General features: G+C 35.2%; 18 protein-coding genes and 5 tRNA genes. 4 read left to right on the top strand and 19 right to left on the bottom strand.

What is annotated here, in order from left to right; genetic code table 11:
- Positions 1 to 40: 40 nt before the first annotated feature.
- From QQS39_RS10790 to QQS39_RS10810, 5 genes are all read right to left on the bottom strand, one after another.
- Positions 41 to 364: a putative hemolysin gene (locus tag QQS39_RS10790; protein WP_285804503.1), complete on the bottom strand. Its 324-nt coding sequence runs from the start codon at positions 362 to 364 to the stop codon at positions 41 to 43.
- 33 nt (positions 365 to 397) lie between these two features.
- Positions 398 to 730 (bottom strand): SMR family transporter, encoded by a 333-nt coding sequence (locus tag QQS39_RS10795; protein ID WP_098942546.1) that lies wholly within the window; start codon positions 728 to 730, stop codon positions 398 to 400.
- Positions 731 to 864: 134 nt separating this feature from the next.
- The gene (locus tag QQS39_RS10800) at positions 865 to 2,094 is read right to left on the bottom strand and encodes a sugar transporter (protein ID WP_151435365.1); all 1,230 of its coding nucleotides are present in this window, start codon (positions 2,092 to 2,094) and stop codon (positions 865 to 867) included.
- A gap of 461 nt (positions 2,095 to 2,555) precedes the next feature.
- Positions 2,556 to 2,975, bottom strand: a complete 420-nt coding sequence (locus QQS39_RS10805; protein ID WP_285804504.1) for a hypothetical protein — start codon at positions 2,973 to 2,975, stop codon at positions 2,556 to 2,558.
- A 229-nt stretch (positions 2,976 to 3,204) separates the two neighbouring features.
- Complete coding sequence (locus QQS39_RS10810) at positions 3,205 to 3,990, bottom strand: class I SAM-dependent methyltransferase (RefSeq protein WP_285804505.1); 786 nt, start codon at positions 3,988 to 3,990, stop codon at positions 3,205 to 3,207.
- 288 nt (positions 3,991 to 4,278) lie between these two features.
- Here QQS39_RS10810 and copM point away from each other — a divergent pair, with 288 nt between their 5' ends.
- A complete protein-coding gene (gene copM / locus QQS39_RS10815) occupies positions 4,279 to 4,650 on the top strand; it encodes a CopM family metallochaperone (protein ID WP_151435367.1) in 372 nt (123 codons plus the stop codon).
- A 322-nt stretch (positions 4,651 to 4,972) separates the two neighbouring features.
- Positions 4,973 to 6,004, top strand: a complete 1,032-nt coding sequence (locus QQS39_RS10820) for a glycosyltransferase family 9 protein (protein WP_285804506.1) — start codon at positions 4,973 to 4,975, stop codon at positions 6,002 to 6,004.
- A 197-nt stretch (positions 6,005 to 6,201) separates the two neighbouring features.
- Here the strand turns inward: QQS39_RS10820 and QQS39_RS10825 are convergent.
- The 10 genes from QQS39_RS10825 to QQS39_RS10870 all read right to left on the bottom strand — a co-directional run bounded on the left by QQS39_RS10825 (position 6,202) and on the right by QQS39_RS10870 (position 13,955).
- Positions 6,202 to 6,288: transfer RNA gene (locus tag QQS39_RS10825), tRNA-Leu, on the bottom strand.
- 170 nt (positions 6,289 to 6,458) lie between these two features.
- Positions 6,459 to 6,545: transfer RNA gene (locus tag QQS39_RS10830), tRNA-Leu, on the bottom strand.
- Positions 6,546 to 6,706: 161 nt separating this feature from the next.
- A tRNA-Leu gene (locus QQS39_RS10835) sits at positions 6,707 to 6,793 on the bottom strand.
- Between the two features lie 5 nt (positions 6,794 to 6,798).
- Positions 6,799 to 6,872: transfer RNA gene (locus QQS39_RS10840), tRNA-Cys, on the bottom strand.
- 25 nt (positions 6,873 to 6,897) lie between these two features.
- Positions 6,898 to 6,973 (bottom strand) — tRNA-Gly (locus QQS39_RS10845).
- A 141-nt stretch (positions 6,974 to 7,114) separates the two neighbouring features.
- A complete protein-coding gene (gene pgsA / locus QQS39_RS10850; protein ID WP_075674025.1) occupies positions 7,115 to 7,663 on the bottom strand; it encodes a CDP-diacylglycerol--glycerol-3-phosphate 3-phosphatidyltransferase in 549 nt (182 codons plus the stop codon).
- 55 nt (positions 7,664 to 7,718) lie between these two features.
- A complete protein-coding gene (gene uvrC / locus QQS39_RS10855) occupies positions 7,719 to 9,551 on the bottom strand; it encodes an excinuclease ABC subunit UvrC (protein WP_285804507.1) in 1,833 nt (610 codons plus the stop codon).
- On the bottom strand, positions 9,535 to 10,098 hold the full coding sequence (locus tag QQS39_RS10860; RefSeq protein WP_265576312.1) for a LuxR C-terminal-related transcriptional regulator: 564 nt from the start codon (positions 10,096 to 10,098) through the stop codon (positions 9,535 to 9,537). The genes uvrC and QQS39_RS10860 overlap by 17 nt, the downstream gene beginning before the upstream one ends.
- A gap of 304 nt (positions 10,099 to 10,402) precedes the next feature.
- A complete protein-coding gene (locus QQS39_RS10865; protein WP_196569071.1) occupies positions 10,403 to 10,807 on the bottom strand; it encodes a GFA family protein in 405 nt (134 codons plus the stop codon).
- Between the two features lie 97 nt (positions 10,808 to 10,904).
- Positions 10,905 to 13,955: a DUF2339 domain-containing protein gene (locus tag QQS39_RS10870; RefSeq protein ID WP_285804508.1), complete on the bottom strand. Its 3,051-nt coding sequence runs from the start codon at positions 13,953 to 13,955 to the stop codon at positions 10,905 to 10,907.
- Positions 13,956 to 14,161: 206 nt separating this feature from the next.
- Here QQS39_RS10870 and glpX point away from each other — a divergent pair, with 206 nt between their 5' ends.
- A complete protein-coding gene (gene glpX, locus QQS39_RS10875) occupies positions 14,162 to 15,142 on the top strand; it encodes a class II fructose-bisphosphatase (protein WP_100160316.1) in 981 nt (326 codons plus the stop codon).
- A 109-nt stretch (positions 15,143 to 15,251) separates the two neighbouring features.
- On the opposite strand, the gene QQS39_RS10880 is transcribed toward glpX, so the two are convergent.
- The 4 genes from QQS39_RS10880 to QQS39_RS10895 form a co-directional block, all read right to left on the bottom strand.
- On the bottom strand, positions 15,252 to 16,283 hold the full coding sequence (locus tag QQS39_RS10880; protein WP_285804509.1) for a methylphosphonate esterase: 1,032 nt from the start codon (positions 16,281 to 16,283) through the stop codon (positions 15,252 to 15,254).
- 10 nt (positions 16,284 to 16,293) lie between these two features.
- The gene (locus QQS39_RS10885; RefSeq protein WP_151435376.1) at positions 16,294 to 17,250 is read right to left on the bottom strand and encodes a DMT family transporter; all 957 of its coding nucleotides are present in this window, start codon (positions 17,248 to 17,250) and stop codon (positions 16,294 to 16,296) included.
- A 131-nt stretch (positions 17,251 to 17,381) separates the two neighbouring features.
- On the bottom strand, positions 17,382 to 18,119 hold the full coding sequence (locus tag QQS39_RS10890; RefSeq protein WP_006532984.1) for a glutamine amidotransferase: 738 nt from the start codon (positions 18,117 to 18,119) through the stop codon (positions 17,382 to 17,384).
- Between the two features lie 27 nt (positions 18,120 to 18,146).
- The gene (locus QQS39_RS10895) at positions 18,147 to 19,367 is read right to left on the bottom strand and encodes a PfkB family carbohydrate kinase (protein ID WP_285804510.1); all 1,221 of its coding nucleotides are present in this window, start codon (positions 19,365 to 19,367) and stop codon (positions 18,147 to 18,149) included.
- Positions 19,368 to 20,398: 1,031 nt separating this feature from the next.
- On the opposite strand from QQS39_RS10895, the gene QQS39_RS10900 reads away from it, so the two are divergent.
- Positions 20,399 to 20,890, top strand: a complete 492-nt coding sequence (locus QQS39_RS10900; RefSeq protein WP_151435379.1) for a DUF4822 domain-containing protein — start codon at positions 20,399 to 20,401, stop codon at positions 20,888 to 20,890.
- The last annotated feature ends 110 nt before the right edge of the window (positions 20,891 to 21,000 follow it).

The raw sequence follows: 21,000 nt of genomic DNA on the forward strand, positions 1-21,000 counted from the left end.
ATAAAGATATGGTCATTAAACACTCAACCAAAAATAAGCTTTAACCTGGAATACAAGCCCCTTCAATTAAAGCTTGTTCACTACAACGCTTGCCATTAGCAAATTGACACACTGGTGTCTGCCCCCCATGTAATTCATAGTTTAGCGAAGGCACACCACCTGAAAAAACACAGGTTGCCTTGGCTGATTCTTCTAAGGGAATATCAAGGCTTGTTGTCGGTATTGTTCGACTTTTGCTAACTATTTGTGTAGATGAATTTTGTGTAGGTGAATATTGTGTCTGCGCTGAATTACTGCATCCTGCAATAAAAGCAAAGCTAGTTAACATAAATAGATAATAAGCTGTTTTAAATTTCTTTTGCATCAAAGACACCCTAATTTCTTCCAGTTATTCCTATTAGTGTGAAGCACTTTTTGAAAGTAGATTTATAACCAAAACACCAGCAATAATTAAAGCCATACCAACAATGGCAGGTAAATCGAGTTTTTGTTGATAAAGAAACACCGCTGCAACAGAAACTAAAACTATCCCTAATCCACTCCATATTGCATAAGCAATACCTAATGGCATAACTCTTACCACTTGAGAAAGCGCCCAAAAAGAAAGACAGTAACCAATGACGACAACAATAGATGGATATAATCGGCTAAAACCATCAGAAGCTTTCAGCATTGTTGTCGCAATGACTTCAGATATAATTGCCAACATTAAGTAAGTTAATCCATTCATTTTTTCGCCTTAATCCTATACAAAGTCAATTTTGTGAATTCTATCACAAGAGAGATTAAGGATATTCATCTACAACAAATAAAAAAGGCACTCTTCCTATTGAATAAGTGCCTTTATATCGTGGAAATACTTATTTAGTGTTGATGGAGTTGATTCTTTTGGCGTGGCTTCCCACCCATCGCAACACGGTAACGATTAAAAATAAAACCACACCAAACCGCTGCAATAATACTTAATATTGTTCCCGCATAGCCAAGGTTTGTCATACCAGCATGTAAAATAACTTGATTACCAATCAATGCTCCAGCACCAATACCGATATTAAAAATGCCGGAATAAATAGACATCGCTATATCCGTTGCATCAGGTGCTAAATCAATCACTTTAACCTGCATTCCTAGCCCAATACACATAAATCCAATACCCCAAAATATAATCAGCACAATAAATGCAGTTAAATTCTGGCTACTGACCATTAATAAACTTAAACAAAACGTAAGTAATATTAAGGCTGAAAATAAGAATGAGGTTGGCATTTTGGCGCTATAACGACTAAATAACACGCTACCAATGATACCGGCTCCACCAAAAATCAATAAAACTAACGTAGCAAAATTCTGATCCAGACCCGCAATATCAACGACAAAAGGCTCGATATAACTATACGCTGTAAAATGTGCTGTCACGGCAATAACCGTTAATAGAAAGATCCCCATAAGCGGGCCACGCTTTAATAACATCGGCACACTTTTTAGTGATCCTGAATGCTCACTGGGTAATAAAGGCAAATAGCGCATTAACGCAAACAGGGTAATTAAGGCTAATATCCCAATGCCCATAAATGTTGCACGCCATCCTAACCACTGTCCAACAACACGACCAATAGGTAAACCTAATACTGTTGCAAGTGCTGTTCCTGTTGCTAATAAGCCTAATGCCTGAGCGCGTTTGCCAGCAGGTGCCACTCTAATAGCCAGAGATGCGGTAATAGACCAAAATACTGCATGAGAAAAAGCGACACCAATACGCCCTGCTATCAGTGAATTAAAATCCCATGCTACACCAGATAAAATATGACTTAAAATAAAGAGCATAAATAAAATAATAAGTAACTTACGTCGCTCAACTTTACTTGTCATTATCATTAAAGGCAGAGACATTAAAGCAACAACCCAAGCATATATTGTGATCATTAAACCTGTTTGAGCAGGGATCATACCGAAGCTTTCAGAAATATCACTTAACAGTGCAACAGGGACAAATTCTGTTGTATTAAAAACGAAAGCCGCGAACGATAATATTATTACCCTGATCCACGCTGTTTGTCGGCTTACTTCATTTACATTTGATGCTGCGATATTCATAATTAATTGATGTTTTCTTAAATTATACTGATATATATGCCATTGCTTTTTATAGAAGCTTTTGTCTGATTTGCTTTTCTTAGCTAGCGCTAAAATTGATTTATTAGATTGATAATAAAAAATAGCATAAAGATGAAAACGTGAGTCGTTAGAGACAAAAAACAAACCAAATTATCATCAAATCTCATTGCTAAAGCGAATCAGCCATCAATTTTAGCATATTCATATCGTGACTTTAAATCCCCTTGGCAACTTCTTTTTAACGTTAACATCACCTCTTAATAGCCAGACTGTAAATATAAATGTCCTACCGTTACTTTATGGTAAAGAATAAAAATATGCTCTTTTAAAGAAAAATATATCGCACATTCATTGAATTAAGTTAAGAGATATTAATTTAATAGCTAAAAATAATCTTACAATGGGATAAAAGATAAATAAAAATAGAGAGGATATTGAGATTACTGACTCAAGTCAGTAATAACTTGAAGCGCTTGCTCGCAAGCAATATTTTTCGTAGGTGATGTTGAACCATCAAAAGCATTTTTGATCATTGAAACTTGTTCTTTTGCTGACCGAGGTAGCATTAAATTTCCATTAGAAAGTGCTTTTTCAATATCATTTAGCTTTTCAGCTAGCTGCTGACAGCTGCCATTATTATCTTTAGATTGATAAATAGCCATAAGCGTATCGCGTTTTGCTTTTACGGTAGAAAGAGTTGCATTTACTGTTGAGGAGGAATTTTCAATCACTTCGTGGCTTTCACTCCAAAACTCAGCCGAATTCTCTTTAATGACCGATACAATTAGAATAGCAACAAGAATAGCTAGCATAATAGTCAGCGATAATATCCCTCCTAAAATAATAAGTATCTGTTTCATATTAAACTCCACATATAAATCCTATCTGTTTTAATATTTATTTTTAATGCTTATTTCTAATATAGATATATAGTTAAAATAAAACAGGTTCAATCTGGATTACGATTCTTTTTATTTTTTACATTTTATTACGGAGGTATACAGTTCTATTTATTCTTATTAATAGAAAAATAAGCACCTAGTTTTACTTAGGTGCCATTAAATGATATATAAGCTTTTCTTGATAAAATTATTTTTTAGAGCAACACGCAATATAATTTAAAACATGCCGATTTTCTCTAAAAAAACGAAACATGGATAAGAAACGTGGTCTATTTTGCTTATTTATCAATCCATTTTTAATTATTTTAGCAGTTCTAAATAAACCTTCATCCCGAATTAAACCAATAGGCGACATTAAACTCATGTTGCCAGATTTTATTTTTACGTCTGAAAAACCAATATTAATAAATAAGTCATGCCACTCTTGCTTAAACATTGGTGCTACATTTGATTTCACTACACCAATTAATTTATCTCTATTAACATCATTATTTTTCTTCATAATATCATGAGTTAATAATAAACCGCCGGGCTTTAAAACACGGTAATACTCTTTTACTAGCTTTGCTTTGGCTTTATCTGCATACATTGTCAACATTGCTTCATTTATAACAATATCAAACGTATTATCAGGGAAAGGCAAAGATAACGCATTGGCTTTTGTTAATTGAATCAAATGTGATAATTGTGCGTTATCAACATTATTTTGCGCATGAGCCAAAGCATCATCATCCATATCGACAGCAATAATATGGCAACCATATTTCTTAGCAATTTCAATTGAAGTTGTCGCCATATTACAAGCAATCTCAAGAACATGGCTTGACGATGTAAAATGTGCGTTATTAATTAACCAATCAGATGCCTCTACACCGCCAGGTCTTAAACGTGTTTTCCCTAAGCTTGCTAAAAAGGTATGCCCTGCTTTTGTGTGTTCTTGAGACATAGACTGCGTTGTAGTTTGATTATCCATATAGCCACCTTAAAGTTGCATTAATAATGCAACTTTACAGTAAAATACATTTAATGGGAATAGTTATCATTACTTTTCTATTTTTTATAAAGAAATTCCGAGTGTATAAAGAGACATTAAATTGAATTTAGGCATATAACCAATTGAAATAAAATGAGTTAAAAAGGCTATTTTGTAATTACGTCATTAAAGGTAAAGAAGATTAAACTTTGAATAACAACATTGACCTTCCCCTAAGGGGAATCTTTAGAGTGATAACAATTTCACGATAAATTAAAGGAAACTGTTATGAAAAAGATTTTACCTACTGCTGTTATTTTAATGAGTGCTATCTCTTTTGGTGCAATGGCAAACAATACACATATGAACATGAATATGGAGACATCTCATAACAGTTCGCCAATGCAAAAAGAACTCAATGATTCCATGAATAAAATGCATGCCGATATGGCAAAAGGAATGAACACCGATAATGCAGATGTCGCTTTTGCTGATGGCATGATTGCCCACCATTTAGGCGCTATTGATATGGCTAAGATTGAGTTGAAATACGGTACTGATCCTGAAATGCGTAAACTCGCTCAAGCTATTATTGATGCCCAAGGTCCAGAAATAGAACAGATGCAAAAATGGTTAGAAAAAAATAAAACCAATAAATAATAAATTTATAAGGCTGTGATTTATTAGGCACAGCCTATCTCATTTTTAATGTTTATTTCCCAAATTTCGAACTAAAGATAAGTCAAATAATTTTCTAATATTAATTTCATACATTATAATTTCGTGAGGAGAAGAAAACGTTAATACAGCATTTGATCTTATCCTCTTCTCATTCATCCCATCCAAAAAGTAGATTAATTCTCTGATAAAGATGCCTCTACATATCGAATCGTTTATAATCATAAATACACAATATGATTACTGCTGAAGCCATACTTATCAGCAATGAATTTCTCTCATTCGAATATACATAAATCTAATTATGCCTAAAATATTAATAATACAAAGAGATAACATTGGTGATTTAATACTTACAACACCATTAATTGACTCTCTTGCTCATGAATATAATACAAAAATAGATCTGCTAGTAAACTCTTACAATCAAGCTATTCTAGAAGGTAACCCTTCCGTCGGAAATGTTCATATTTACAGTAAGTTACATCATAAAAAATCAGGACAATCATCCTTAAAACTTATTCTGAATCGCTTAAAAATTATTTTGGATATGCGTCGTCAGCACTATGATATTGCAATTATTGCTCGTGATCATTGGGCTAAAAGAGCATTACAATGGGCAAAACTATCAGGTGCTAAACGTATCATCGCTATTGGCAATGATGCACCTTCAGCAGTGACAGATCCCATTCCAACACCATCCAATAGAGGTCATATCGCTGAGTTGTTCTGCCAACTATCCCATCCTCTTGGAATAGAGAGAAAAGCGGGTCCTTTAAAGTTGTATGTCAAAGATGAAGAGATCTCTGCAATTCGTCAACGTATTAAGATAACTGAAAATACTCCTGTTTACGGTTTACAAATCAGTTCACGTAAACCACAACAACGTTGGCAAGCAGAAAAATTTATCGCGTTAGCACACCAATTAACACAACGCGAAAAATGCCACATTCTTCTTTTTTGGTCGCCAGGAAGCAACGACAATAAACAGCACCCTGGTGATGATGAAAAAGCACAGTGTATCCTTGAACAGTGCAAAGATATCCCTATTACGCCAGTACCTACACAAAATCTTAGAGAATTAATGGCGGGTATGTCTTTATGTGATCAGATGCTAACCAGCGATGGTGGTGCATTACATATTTCAGTAGGTGTGGGTGTGCCAACGGTAGCGATGTTTGGTAATAGTGATGCTGATTTTTGGGGACCATGGCATATTGCCAGTGAAGTACTGAAGGCACCTGAAGATAATGTAGGGCTTCTTACAGTAAACGATGTATTTACCCGTTTTATTACACTAAGAGAGCGGGTTATAGCTTTAGATGCAAAGAATTAATTGCTGATCACTAATAATACAAAACAATATTAAATATAAATCACCCTATTGCTACAACGGATAAGGTGATTTTTTATTTTACATTCCAACGAGTTGATAAAATTATCTTTAAGTAGCAACAAGATAATACATTCAATTTGATTTTTACTTTTTTATGATCAAAAAAAACGGACCTTATTAAGGTCCGCTTTTTTATATGGTGCCCAGGGCGGGACTTGAACCCGCACAGCCTTACAGCCGAGGGATTTTAAATCCCTTGTGTCTACCGATTTCACCACCTGGGCTAAATTGTATTTACTTGTTACGCTTACTGTTTGTCTATCAAACAAGATAGATAACAAATAAATTTAAAGCATTTACTTCTAAAACTGCTAACTTTAATTTTTTACTTTTTTCTCGCTAACTTGTTGTTAGGGAAGAAAAAACGGACCTAAGTTAAGGTCCGGTCTTTATATGGTGCCCAGGGCGGGACTTGAACCCGCACAGCCTTACAGCCGAGGGATTTTAAATCCCTTGTGTCTACCGATTTCACCACCTGGGCTAAATTCTGTGGTGCGCCCGTAAATTCTTATTACTAAGAGAGATACTGGTATGGACGACTTATTAATTATCTATCTTACAATGCCACTTGTAACGCCATTTATAATGGGCTTTCTTTTTGCACCAAACTCTTTATCTCAAATAGAGATTATTTTAAAGAGATGGTGCCCAGGGCGGGACTTGAACCCGCACAGCCTTACAGCCGAGGGATTTTAAATCCCTTGTGTCTACCGATTTCACCACCTGGGCATTAATGGAGGCGCGTCCCGGAATCGAACCGAGGTACACGGATTTGCAATCCGCTGCATGACCACTCTGCCAACGCGCCTCAAATGCTCAATCTCATAAGAGATTGGAGCGGGAAACGAGACTCGAACTCGCGACCCCAACCTTGGCAAGGTTGTGCTCTACCAACTGAGCTATTCCCGCATTACCGAACTTGCTGATTTACTTATTTATTTCCGTAAACCGTTGTGCCTTTCGATGCGTTGCATTCTACTGATTTCCTGAATCTAGTCAACACTATATTTGCATCTTTTTGACTGTTCGGTGAATTTTCAGTCATTTCGATCAACCTTCACGCAAATCTGACCACGCAGCGCTCAAATATTGAAACATTGACCAGAAAGTCAGCACTGTTGCGATATATAATAAAGCGAATCCAAACCACTCTGCTTCAACAGTAGGACGCCATAATAACACAACAAGTGATCCCATTTGTGCGGTCGTCTTCACTTTTCCTATCCAAGAAACTGCAACACTGTTACGTTTCCCTAATTCAGCCATCCATTCTCTTAGTGAAGAGATAATAATTTCACGAGCAATCATTGTTGCTGCCGGTAAGGTTATCCACCACTCATGATAGTACTCAGTAATTAAAACAAGTGCTGTTGCAACCATTACTTTATCCGCTACTGGGTCCAGAAAAGCGCCGAAGCGGGTAGTTTGTTTCCATCTACGTGCTAAAAAGCCATCAAACCAGTCTGTTGCAGCTGCTACCATAAAAATAATAGCGCAAACTAATGGGGCATCTTTGAATGGTAAATAAAATACCAAAACAAAGAATGGGATTAGAGCGACACGAAATAGAGTTAGCCAAGTTGGGATATTTAGTTGCATAGCGTTCTACACGACCTAGAAAAGTGAGAGTTATTAATATGGTGCATCAATACACTTAGTGTTTCAACGCATTAAAAATTTTTTCTGCTAATGCCGTCGAAATTGTGGGGACTTTCGCAATTTCTTCAACACTTGCATCTCGCAAAGCTTGTAGCCCTCCCATATATTTCAACAACATTTGACGACGTTTAGGTCCTACACCTTCAATAGACTCCAGCGAACTGGTATTTTTTACTTTTGCTCTACGTTGGCGGTGCCCTGTTATTGCATGACGATGAGATTCATCACGAATATGTTGGATCAAATGTAACGCAGGTGAATCAGAAGGTAACGCCATTCCTTCACCTTCAGGTACAAAAAACAAGGTTTCAAGCCCTGCTTTACGATCACTCCCTTTTGCGACACCAATTAATTTCGGGTGTGATTTATCCCAATCAACATTAAGAGAATCAAATACTTCTATTGCTTGTGCTAATTGCCCTTTACCACCATCGATAAAGATAACATCTGGAACTTTACTGTCTTCTAATGATTTACCATAACGTCGGGTCAGCACTTGATTCATCGCCGCATAATCATCACCAGGAGTAATACCACTGATATTATAGCGCCTATATTCAGATTTTAATGGGCCATTCATGTCAAATACTACACATGAAGCCACAGTTTGCTCTCCCATAGTGTGACTAATATCAAAACATTCCATTCGTTTTATCTCTTTCATATCAAGAAGAGACATCAAAGAGGTATAACGTTGTGAAATTGTCGATTGTTCGACTTGTTTTGAAGCCAATGCCGTTGCTGCGTTTGTTCTGGCTAATTTCAAATAACGCGCCCTATCACCACGCGGTTTGGTTTGAATTTGAATTTTTCGCCCTGCAATTGAAGATATCGATTCAGAAAGAATCGCTTTATCTTCTAAATTAAAATCGAGCAAAATTTCACTTGGTAAAGTACGAATTGCACTACCTTGTAAATAAAATTGGCCAATAAAAGTCTGAACAACTTCATCGATTGAGGTATTTGCAGGAACTTTAGGAAAATAACTCCGACTTCCTAACACTTTACCCTGACGGAAAAAGAGAACATAAACACAAGCAATCGCACCATTAAAAGCAACACTGATCACATCAAGATCATCGCCAATATTGGCAACAAATTGTTTTTCAGTCACTTGCCTTACTGCTTGGATTTGATCACGAATGCGAGCGGCCTCTTCAAAATGTAATTCTTGACTAGCGGCTTCCATACGTTTAACCAATCCATCAATAACTTGCGTATCATCACCTGAAAGAAAAAGCCGCACATAATTAACTTGTTGGGCATATTCTTCATCAGAAACATAACCTTTTACGCAAGGTGCAAGACAACGTCCAATTTGATATTGCAAACAAGGTCTTGAACGATTGCGATAAACACTGTCTTCGCATTGACGAATAGGAAACAATTTTTGCATTAATGCTAATGTTTCTCTTACTGCAAAAGAGTTAGGAAAAGGTCCAAAATATTCCCCTTTGGCATGTTTTGCACCTCGATAGCTAGCAAGTCTAGGGTGTTTATCACCGCTTAAATAAATATAAGGATAGGATTTATCATCTCGCAACAACACATTATAGCGGGGTTGATAGCGCTGAATGTAGCTGTGTTCAAGCAATAAAGCTTCCGTTTCTGTATGGGTGATCGTGACATCAATATTTGCGATGCACTTCACTAAAGCTTCGGTCTTACGGCTATTTACCTGTGTACGAAAATAGCTTGAAAGCCTTTTTTTCAGATCTTTCGCTTTGCCGACATAGATTACGGTGTCTGTCGCATCATACATCCGATACACACCCGGTTTATCTGTGACTCGGCTTAAGAATGCTTTGGCGTCAAATTTGTCTTCCACTTTGTAAATGACTCTCTATCTCAATTAACCCATAACGTATTGCTATATGTGTTAATTCTACATCACCTGAGATTTTAAGTTTACTAAACATTCGATAACGATAGCTATTTACTGTTTTTGTATTAATATTCAACTCACTTGCGATTTGTGCAATTTTTTTCCCTCTAATAATCATCGACATAATCTGCAATTCTCGTTCAGACAGTTGATGTAACGGATTTAGTTCTTGCTGTAATTTTGTTAGTGCGATTTCCATCGCTAATTCTTGGCTTATATACCGTTGACCGATACAAACCTGTCGAATAGCTTGCAGAACATTTTCACAAGAAGTATCAGCAACAATAAAACCTTCAATACCCAATTGGAGAAGTGTTATTGATAATATTGAATCTGTTTTTGGTGAAATAACAATGATCTTAATTGATAAAGATGATCGCTTTATTCTTTTTATAGAATCAATTAATGAGATTGAAGGTGCTGAGTAAATAATAATAAGATTAACCGAAAATTGGCGACAATAACGGAATGCATCATTTTCATCATTCACCACCTTTCGGATATTAATTTTTTTAACCTGACTAAGAAGTGTTTTTATTCCCAAGCTAAATATTTCAACTCGACTTATTATCAATGTATTTATCAATAACTCTTTCCTTTTAAATTACACCATAGCAAAGAATATTAAATCAATTCTCCACAAACGTGAATACAAACTTCATACTATAATAAAAAAATAGTAATCCGCTTTTTCCTTCATATTACATTAATAGTTATTTAATAAAATTGAATCATAAAAAAGACTCATATAGAAAAGAGTCTTTAAAAAATATAAAAAACTAATAAATGAAATGTTATTGATTAAACATATTCATAATATCTTGCTCTGTTAGCATTGGTGTTTTTTCTACAAAATTATAATACTTAGGTTTGCTATCTATATAAATTTGCATTGTCAGTTTGCTTTCTTTCGCATCAGGGAATAATCCTGCTGATACATAGTAAGTATGGGCTTCTTTTAGATGATAAAAAAGATGAGAGCCACAATGCTTACAAAATGCTCGTTCTCCCCATGAAGATGAATCATAACGTGTTATATTTTCTTCACCTTCAATCTTCAAATCTGATTTACAATCAATTGAAAAACCCGGGCCGCCATTCCAACGCAAACACATACTGCAATGACAAACGCTAAGTGCAGAAATATCTTGTGCTGTCGATAACTTAACCTTGCCACATAAACATTGACCTTGATGCATTTATTCTCTCCTCTTTTTGTAAATCATGCATTAATCACTTAAGATTATATGCATGATTTAATCTCAAAAATCAACAAAGCACATGTATAAAAAACGTCTATACTTTTGTATTTTCGCTTTGCTTTTTAGGTGGCAATGGTGAGAAATACCCGATTAATAAAATCAGTATTGCAACACCAATAAAGGCCAATGCTCTAAGCAATCCACTGCTTAATGATGTATCAATTAGGAAGAGCTTAGCGATAACTACAGCCAACAGTACACCACCAATAAACCAGTGTGAACGTGACTTTTTGCGTGTCGCCATTACCATTGTCACTAACGCAGTAATTGCCCAAATAATGGCTAATACTGTTTGAATAACTTTGGAGTTAATTATTGCATAACTCGACCAATCAATATCTGTTGCAAAGACCAATCCTCTTAATAAAATACCATTTGCCCACCAGAAAATCATAGCAGGAATAATGTAATTAACTAAAGGTAAGTTATTTTTCAATAATAATTGATATTTAGGCGACTGTTTTATTACTGAAATAAATTTATAGCCAACCCATATTCCAACAATTCCCATTAGATCCATCAAATTAAATAATGGAATAAATTTAATACCACTTTCAGTACCATCATTAAAGTTTGCAAAGATTAAAGAAAGTGCCAGTAAACCTAAAATAGGTAAAGTAACTACCCAATAAGAATTTTGGTACTCTTTTATCCAATTAACTTTCATTGCTAGTATATAGCTTATTACAATGAATAAGCTTATAACAAAAATAACACTTGCAAAATGTAAGCTAATATAAAGGTACGTAACATCTATTAGCCAAATAATTTCAGTAAATAAGAAAAGACCAATAAAAATAAGATGCATACTGTGGATCAATGCTTTATTGATCCTTTGTTTTGGCAATAACGTATTGACTTTCAGCAAGTAGAAACCACTCGCAAAAATTGCAATCCAGATAATCGCACTTAACCAATTATCAATTAACGAGCCTGCAAGATAGATGTACACCAGCATAATAAGTGCTGACATCGGCCATAATAAAATAGAGCAACTCGCCAACTCAGAGAATTGGGTTTTCTTCCCAGCAAAGAACATACCCCAACAGCTAATAAGAATAAAAGCAAAGGTAATGGATTTTACTTCTGGAGAAAGCCAATGTTCGCCATATTCTTGTAAAAGTAACACGCTATATCCCCAACTTACAGCAGAGATAAATAGTGTTACATATCCAATAGTTCGATTATCAAGATGAGTGAATTGCGCTCGATACCACAGCACCCCGACGGCAAATACAACGATGACTTGTGTTACAAGCATTAGCCAATCACCTAATGAGATAATAGGCATGTTAAATAATAAAACACAGGAAACCGCAACTAAAATAGTTCCTGCAATAGCAGGTTTCTTTTGCTGTTGTAAAACAGAAAATGCAAGGATCATCACCCCTTCAATTGCCCATACAATCGATGTCCATTCAGCAGAGAATGCAAATGGTACGGCTAAAGTGGCAAAGGTGACAGAGAGCATAAAGAAAGCAATTGCCAGTAATTTGCCCTCTTCACGATAACGCTTCAGTGCAAACCAAGTGAGTGCAAAATAAGCTAATCCATAAAGAGATGAAGCAATAGCAACACCATATGTCCATTCAGAGGCTAATCGATGTTGGAAGATAAAACCAATTAATGGCGTACCAAACAGTAATGTGGCATCAAAAGGAATATTAAGTTTCAGTTTATTTTTTAGTGTTGAAAGCTCCGTTGCAACACCAAAAATTAACCAATTTGCAATTAAAAATAACTGGCAAGGTAAATAATCGGTATGAGTGTAATTTGGTATTGCCCACATAAAACCAATACCAAAAGTAAATGCAAAACCAATAAGATTTAATAAACGCCAAACTTGCCAATGGCTGATAATAAGAATGCCAATTGAAAGAATCAGATAATAACTAAACAAAGCAACATAATTGCCACTTCCTGTGGACAATAATACAGGCGCTAAATAACCACCAAGTGAAGCTAATATAGCTAAACTAATAGCTCGATGAATAACTGCCAAACTTACACTAACCAAGCAGATAAACACCATAATAGCGAGAGCAATACTAATAGGAATAAAATCATAAATTTTAGTCGCAGCAAAAATAGTAATGTAAAACCCACCAATGCCACCACCTTGTAAAATTAATGCATATATCAGGTTTTTCTTTCTAAGCCACCAGCCAATACCTAATAAAGCCAAGCATCCTGTTCCCGCCATCATTAAACGTGTTGATGCAGAGACAAGCTCATTCTCGATACTGTATTTAAGTAAATAAGATAGACCAAAAAAGAGTAATAACATCCCTATTTTGGCCAGCGGATTCCCTGTTACTATCCAATTCCAAAGAAGCCCCAAAATTGATTTCTGTTGACGTTTTGGGCGAGGGTTTAAATTAGGTCTATATTGCGATGCAGGTCTATTTACTTGAGGCGTAGTATTTCCTAAATCACCTTTTTCAGATCCAACAAGGTTTTCACTTGCCACACTAGCCCTATTTTCTACAAGCAGATCTGAAGTTGATTTAACAGATGTTTGTTTTGCCTCTTGTTGGTAATGATGAGCAAAACGGCTTGTTGCCACCTTAGGTTGATAAGGCTCCGAACCTTTAGATGTAGGGGGTGTTGATATTTCTGGCTGTTCAGGTTGTTTGTCTTCAAGGTTAATCTCATTAACCATAGAAGATTGAACAACTGGATTTTCTTCTTTAGGAGAAACTTTATTAAATGCCGTTTCTTGTGATGTTTGTGCATGTTGATATACAGGCGCGTTTTTATTCTCCGCCTTATTTTGCAAATGTTCTATTGTGTTAATCGGTTCAACTGTTTTAGATTGATCAGTTGAAGCTGTTGATTGAGGTTCTCTTTTTATATCACGAGATAAATCATTAAATTCGCTTTTCTGAGCATCATGCTCTGTGCGAATATTCACAGCGTTGTCTTTACTTAATAACTTAAATAATTTCTCTTGTTGTTCAGTAAGTTTTTCTTCAAGCTGTTTAATTCGATGCAACAATGAGTTGCTATTTGTATAAGCGTGGTATTGCCAATACAAAGACACTAAGACAAATATAGTAACGATGAGCACCAAAAAGTCATCCATAAACCTAATCCTTTTGTGTTAAACATCACATGCTTTTAATCTCTTAACCTTAGTTATACTTTAATTTTCACCGATTTATCTTAGTTTATTCCGAAATAACCTATTTCGTGAACTCTTGATTTAAACCTAGCACATAATTTCAAAAAAAAGGTATGATCGGTAACCTATCTTAATCTTCCATTTATATCGTAAAACACACTCATAATATGAAATTAAATGACGAATTAACTAATGCTATCGCTTCTGTAACAGAAGCTGCGGCTATTGCAGCAATGCCTTGGATTGGAAAACAAAACAAAAACGCAGCAGATGATGCGGCTGTCAGTGCCATGCGTGAGCGTTTGAATAACCTGAATATCAATGGTGAAATTGTCATTGGTGAAGGAGAAATAGATGAAGCACCTATGCTCTATATTGGTGAAAAAGTAGGTAATGGCAAAGGCGACAAAATAGAAATTGCAGTTGATCCCATTGACGGTACTCGCATGGTAGCAACGGGTGAAAATAACTCCCTCGCGATTTTAGCCGCAGGCTTTGAAGGCAGTTTTTTACAAGCTCCCGACATGTATATGGAAAAACTTATTGTTGGTAAGCAAGCGGCCGGTGTAATTGATCTTAACCATTGCCTTGAATATAACCTTGATGCTATTGCACAAACATTAAATAAATCTATTGAGCAGTTAACTCTCGCTATTTTAGATAAACCGCGTCACCACGATATTATTAACGATCTACGCGCGAAAGGTATTAATGTTATTACACTACCTGATGGTGATGTTTTAGCCTCTTTATATGCCACAATGCCTAATAACAGTATTGATGTTATGTATGGTATTGGCGGAGCGCCTGAAGGTGTAATTAGTGCGGCTATTGCTAAGGCATTAGGCGGTGATATGCAAGCACGTTTAATTACTCGCGATATTGCAAAAGGAAATAATGCAGAAAATAGAGAATATGCCGTTTCTGAAATTGCTCGTTGCCATAAAATGGGTACTGATGTAAATATTAAATTATCATTAGACACCTTAGTACGTAACCAAGATGTTATGTTTGCAGCAACAGCGATTACCAAAGGCGATTTCTTATCTGGCGTTAATCAGCAAGCGCAATATTTACAAACTCACTCTTTAGTAATTAATGGCTCAACGCATTCATTACGTTATATTGAGAATTACCATTTACGTTAATGCTTCAATTTGTCTTCTTTTCTTTGAGACATAAAAAAGCGGCACTTTATTAAAGCGCCGCTAAATTTACTTCAAGGGGTATATTTATTGTTATTTATTCACTTGAGATTTAAGCCAACAAATTGGCTGGATTCTCAACACATAATTTTTTGATAATAGATTTATCAATACCACGTTGAGCCAATAATGAAAGAAATACATTAGGAACAAACCCCCAACCATTTCCCCCATTTTTTGCCCACATCTGTTTTAAAAACACATCATGGCTTAATACGATTTGGCTACCATAACCTCTTTCAATTAAAGTTGCGACAGCTTCTACGGTATCCATAACACTTGGTGCCGCGCCCTCTTTAGGGAAAGAGATATCCAAACCAATCATATCAAATTCGAGCCAAACACCGCGATCTAACATTTTGCATTGATAATCAATATCTTTACCTGATGGATCAGAGTGTGCCAATGAAATCTTAGCGGGATTACATCCCATTTCTGTTAATAGAATATCTAAAACTTCATCACCACGACGTTGCCAGCCAGGCATATGAATATTCATCGACGCATAAGGGTTACTGTTTTGTGCAATAGCCGCTGCACGTAAGCTATTTTTCTCACCATCTGTAAAGAATGGAGAAACACCAATTTCACCAATCATGCCTGCACGAATATCAGTGCCATCAATGCCTACATTCAATTCATCATCAATGATTTTTGCCATTGCATCAATATCATCAGCCAGCCGTTTTCCTTCAAACTTTTCAATATAAAGCCCTGAAGAAGCGACAACGTTAATACCGGTTATTTCTGCAACTTGTCTTAGTTTTCGAATATCACGTCCAATTGATGAAGAGCCTGTTGCATCAACAATGGTTCTTCCACCTAACTCTTTGAAGTTATTTAATTCAAAAATAACATCTTCAATGGGTTTCTTATCCATATTATCGCAACAGCAATATGGATCGTATTTAAGTCCCCACTGAATATCTGCACTCACTTTTTTATCAACTAATACATGCGAGAATTCATAAAAAGGCTCATCAACAACACCTGATAGATCATTAAAGAGGTGTTCATGAGGCAATGTTAACCCCATATCTTCTTTTTTTACGGGACCAGTTACGGTTTGAATATAACCTTTCATTACGATACTCCTACGCTTGTGCTGACTTAGTGGCTTTGAATTCAGGAATTGTAGTTACAATCGCACCCACTAACGCAAATAATGTACCGATGATTGTCACTAAATAAACGGTATTGCCTAATGAAGGTAATAATAAGTCAATTAATACAGAACCTAACAATTGACCCGCTGTTGAAGCAACGCCTAACATCAGTAAGCCTAAACCACGTACTAAAATAGCCATTAATGCGATAGACATAAGCCCTAAAGGACCACCTAAATACATCCACCAAGTACCTGGTAATTCAAGAGTGATATGACCTAATGCCATACGAACAATAAGTGCAATCGTTAAAACAGTGAAGCCAACAATAAAGTTCCAAGTGATAGACACCATCATAGAACCTGTTGCTTCTGCAACTTTAGAGTTACCTGCTGGTTGCCAACCGGCTAATAAACCTGCAAGGAAAGGTAAGATTGCTAAATAAATAAATGAGGTTGAGTGCCATTGTGGAGAAACGACAAATAAAGTGGCGACAACTGCTAACACAGCACCTAATACACGATATGACGTGAAATATTTTTTCTCATCAACACCAACACCAAAACGGTCACACAGTAAACCGGATAATAAGAGTGCTGAAATTAATGCTGTTTGGAATGTTGCAATCCCTAATGCGCTCGCAGAAGCCCCTTCAGAGAAAACAACCATTGCACCACAAAGACCCGCAAACCAGTTCCATAATGGAATTTTGCGCGTTTTAATTAAACTTGGAATTGAAGCAAATTGTTGACGATATTGTTTTTTCGACATGATGATAAAAAACATCACTACCAGACCACTGGCAAAAGAGATAACCGCACTGGCGTTACCATCTTTTAAAACATGCCCTAATTGCCCATTCACCGCGGACTGCATTGGTGATAGCATACCTGCTAACACAGTTGCTAACATCAGCAAAGGTGTTGATAAATTTTTTGTACTCATAAGATGTTCCTTTTGGATTATTGGCTATGAGTGATTTCTTTTTTTATTTTTCAAGTAATCGGTTTTTTTATTAGCGCAGAGCGGCAACTCTGCGCTTTTTTACTTTTTATAACAGTTATTCTTAATTCAAATTAACGAGCGATTTGTTTAAGAATGTTGACCCACATATCGGCATAATGAGGCCATGCTAAAAACTCTTTACTTCCCCAATGAGGAGAACAGTCACTCATAAAGCAGCCTGTTTTTCCTTTTTCAAACTGACCAAATACCAGCAATGGATCTTCGCCAATATTTAATACCGTTTCTGTATTCTCTTTAGCTGAAACTTTGTTATAGCCAAGGAACATAGGCCATTCACCAAAGCCTTTTACTGATGCATGTTCAGCATTTACTGCACTTGCAAATACACCTTCAGGCGCTTCAACACGATCGTCACCATCCAGCATTTCAACAGGCAGAACTTCTGCAAGTAATGTATTTTTGTAGTTTGCTTTAGCTTCAATGCCCATAAATGACAAGTAGCCACCAATCATTAATAAGCCACCGCCATTAACTACAAACTCTTTAATTAACCCTAATGCGTTAGGGATAACTTTCATGTTATAGAAAGTATCGTTTTGCAGAAGGAACGTATTTGCACCAATATCACTAATAACAATGACATCGTATTTAGCCAACGCTTCAGCCGTTTGTGGGAATGCAACCTGAACGGTATGAGCAGGCATATAATCAACTTCAACACCCTTTTCTCTTAAGCAACTTAATAAGAACGTAGAGCCTTCTTCATATTTGCTGGAAGTGAAACTGTCGTAGCCTTTGGAGTGGATCATATGAATGTGCCATGACTCACCAATAAATAAGATTTTCATTTTTATTCCTCTTTCAAAAAAGATTATTTATTCAGGGGATTGGGTGACAATCTGTGAATATGTTGTTTGATTGATGCGATGCATGACATTAATATCTTCAGGCATTTCTGAAGCATTACTCGTCTCAACAGCTAATGATGAAAAAGCTGATGCATAGCGTAACGCATAAGAAAACTGCTTTCCTTTTGCCAATGAGGCAGCGAGCGCACCATTAAAAGCATCACCTGCCCCTGCTGTATTTTTTACAACTGCCGGATATGCCGGCGAGTAAATATACTTATATCCGTCATAAGCTAACGAACCTTTACTACCCAGCGTAATAACCACTTTATTTACGCCTTGCTGATAAATAGAAACTGCCGCATTTTTTGCAGATCCTAAATCGAGTACTTCTATTCCAGATAATAAACTTGCTTCCGTTTCATTAGGTGTTAAAACATCTATCATTGGAAGTAATTCATTAACTATTTTGTTATAAGGTGCTGGATTAAGAATAATAGGAATATTATTTTCGTTTCCAATAGCAATAATTTCTTTTAATGCTTCAATATTCGTTTCTAATTGAAGTAAAATGATATCTGCATCAATAATTTTATCTTTCTGTATTTTTATTTCATCCGCAGAAATATCCATATTAGAACCCGAGTAAATAGAAATAATATTTTCTCCGCTCTCCTCTGATACAAAAATAGACGCAGTTCCTGTTTGGTAATTTTCAGTTTGATATATCGTCGATGTTTTTATTCTTGATGACGATATAAAATTAACTGCATAATCACTAAATTGATCAGTACCTATCTTCGTAATAAAATGTACCTGTGCATCAGCATAACTCGCTGCCAATGCTTGGTTACAACCTTTACCTCCTGGTGAGAAGATAAATTTATTTGATAATAAGGATTCCCCGGCTTCTGGCAATCTAGGAAGATAACTAATCATATCAACATTAAAGGAGCCAAGTACGCACACCTTATTTATTGCTGTCTTGTTTTCTAAATCGTTTTTATCAATTTGATCATTACATTCTAGAAATTGTATAATTTCTTTCTTAGCGACTTTATCTAATGTTTCAAATTCAATAAAAGCGCCACCATGGCATCTTTTTATTATTCCCTTTTCTGCGAGTGTATTTAAATCAGATCGTATTGTTTCTTTGGTAACATCAAGTTCTTTAGCCAAAACAGAAACTTTTACTGCACCATTACCTTTGATCAGATTAATTATTTTTTTATGACGTTCTGCTTTCATTTAATGTTACCTCTATGGCAACAACTTTAGTTTATTAGTTGTTATGGGATTGTGATTACAATCATATGTTATTTATTAAAAGCAAAAAAAAGCAGAAATACAAAAATAAAAAACAAAAAGAAACAGAAATAAAAAATGACAATCGTAAATTTATTTAATAAATAAATTTAGAATTTATTTCTTTTTTAGAAAGAATCAATCAATGTATAACGTTGCAACAACTTATTTACCATAAATAAATTTAATATTATTTTTTATTTTTATACGGTAGACAATATTAGAAAATTAAATATAAAAATAAAATTCACTTTTATAAATAAGGGATTAGAGAAAAACAATTTTATATTTCTGTAAAACACCCGTAATAATGCTTAAATAAAACACAATCTAATTGAATCGAGCAATGCATTAATTATTTTTATCATCACTGGCTTTTAAAACGCATTTACCATAAAGAAAATCTAATCATTAAATACCAAAGAAAACGATACCCTTTTATCAAAGAACGTAAATTACTTAAGTAATGCAAAAATAATGCTTAAAACACACCCAATTTTCACATTTCATTTTTGTGATAGAGATAACATTTTCTAATCTAGAAATGCCTTTCTAATAAAGAAAATATCGATAATTTGTTTCTCTTTTCAATTTTATGCACTTCATTTACTACAAATTTGCTATCACCCTTTGTCTATTTAGTGCATCAATAGGTCAAACTTTGATTTTGTTTTGTAAATGAGAAAGCTTTCCTATGTTTTTTATTCATATTTTATAAATACTGTTTATATCATTAATCAACTTAGCAATAGACATTAAACCTGCAAAGGGGAAATAATCAGATTTTCACACCTACCCTGAGAATTAAACCGATATTTAACACCAATAATTTTTGTCAAATAACCTTTTTATTAGAAACATTCTGACATACTTATTTCCTCGCATTAATCCCATTTTATGCCTAACTTTATTCATAACGTCAGACACAACATAGACGACTGACAAAAAGCACAACATAAAATAAGGATATATTAATGAAAATAAAATCACTTATCGCAATCTCATTATTAAGCGCTAGCTTTTCTCTTTTTGCCGCAGAGAGTTCAACATCAACTGCCAATATTCAAACTCAAGGTGTTATTCAGGCTCAAAAAGAGCTAAATGACTATGAGAAAGTCATGATAGAAAAAGTTTGGATAACAACTGACGCTATCGATGAAAAAGGAAATAAAACTACAGCCGATAATCCACAAGTCAGTAACTATTTTGGGCTTGCTGAATATTATCCTAATGGCACTTTTATTATGTTTACACCGGAAGGTAAACAGAAAATGCAAGGTGATTGGTCAATGTCCGATGATGGCAAAATACGTACCTTAGTTGCCAAAGATACTGAAGGTAAAACACTATTTACCCGAGATGTAGAAAATATCACGGTTAAAAATGATGAGTATACCTATCGTATTTATCCAAATGCTGATGATCATAATACCTATTTCGATATTATCCATCACGTTAAAAAATAAATTTAGTACGTTGTTTTACCTGCAAATTAATCCCAATCAATAAACAAAAAAGGGTTACTTATTTTTATAAGTAACCCTCGCTTTATTTTATAATCTACTTATCATTTTGC

The sequence above is a fragment of the Proteus appendicitidis genome (genome assembly GCF_030271835.1).
GTDB lineage: Bacteria > Pseudomonadota > Gammaproteobacteria > Enterobacterales > Enterobacteriaceae > Proteus > Proteus appendicitidis.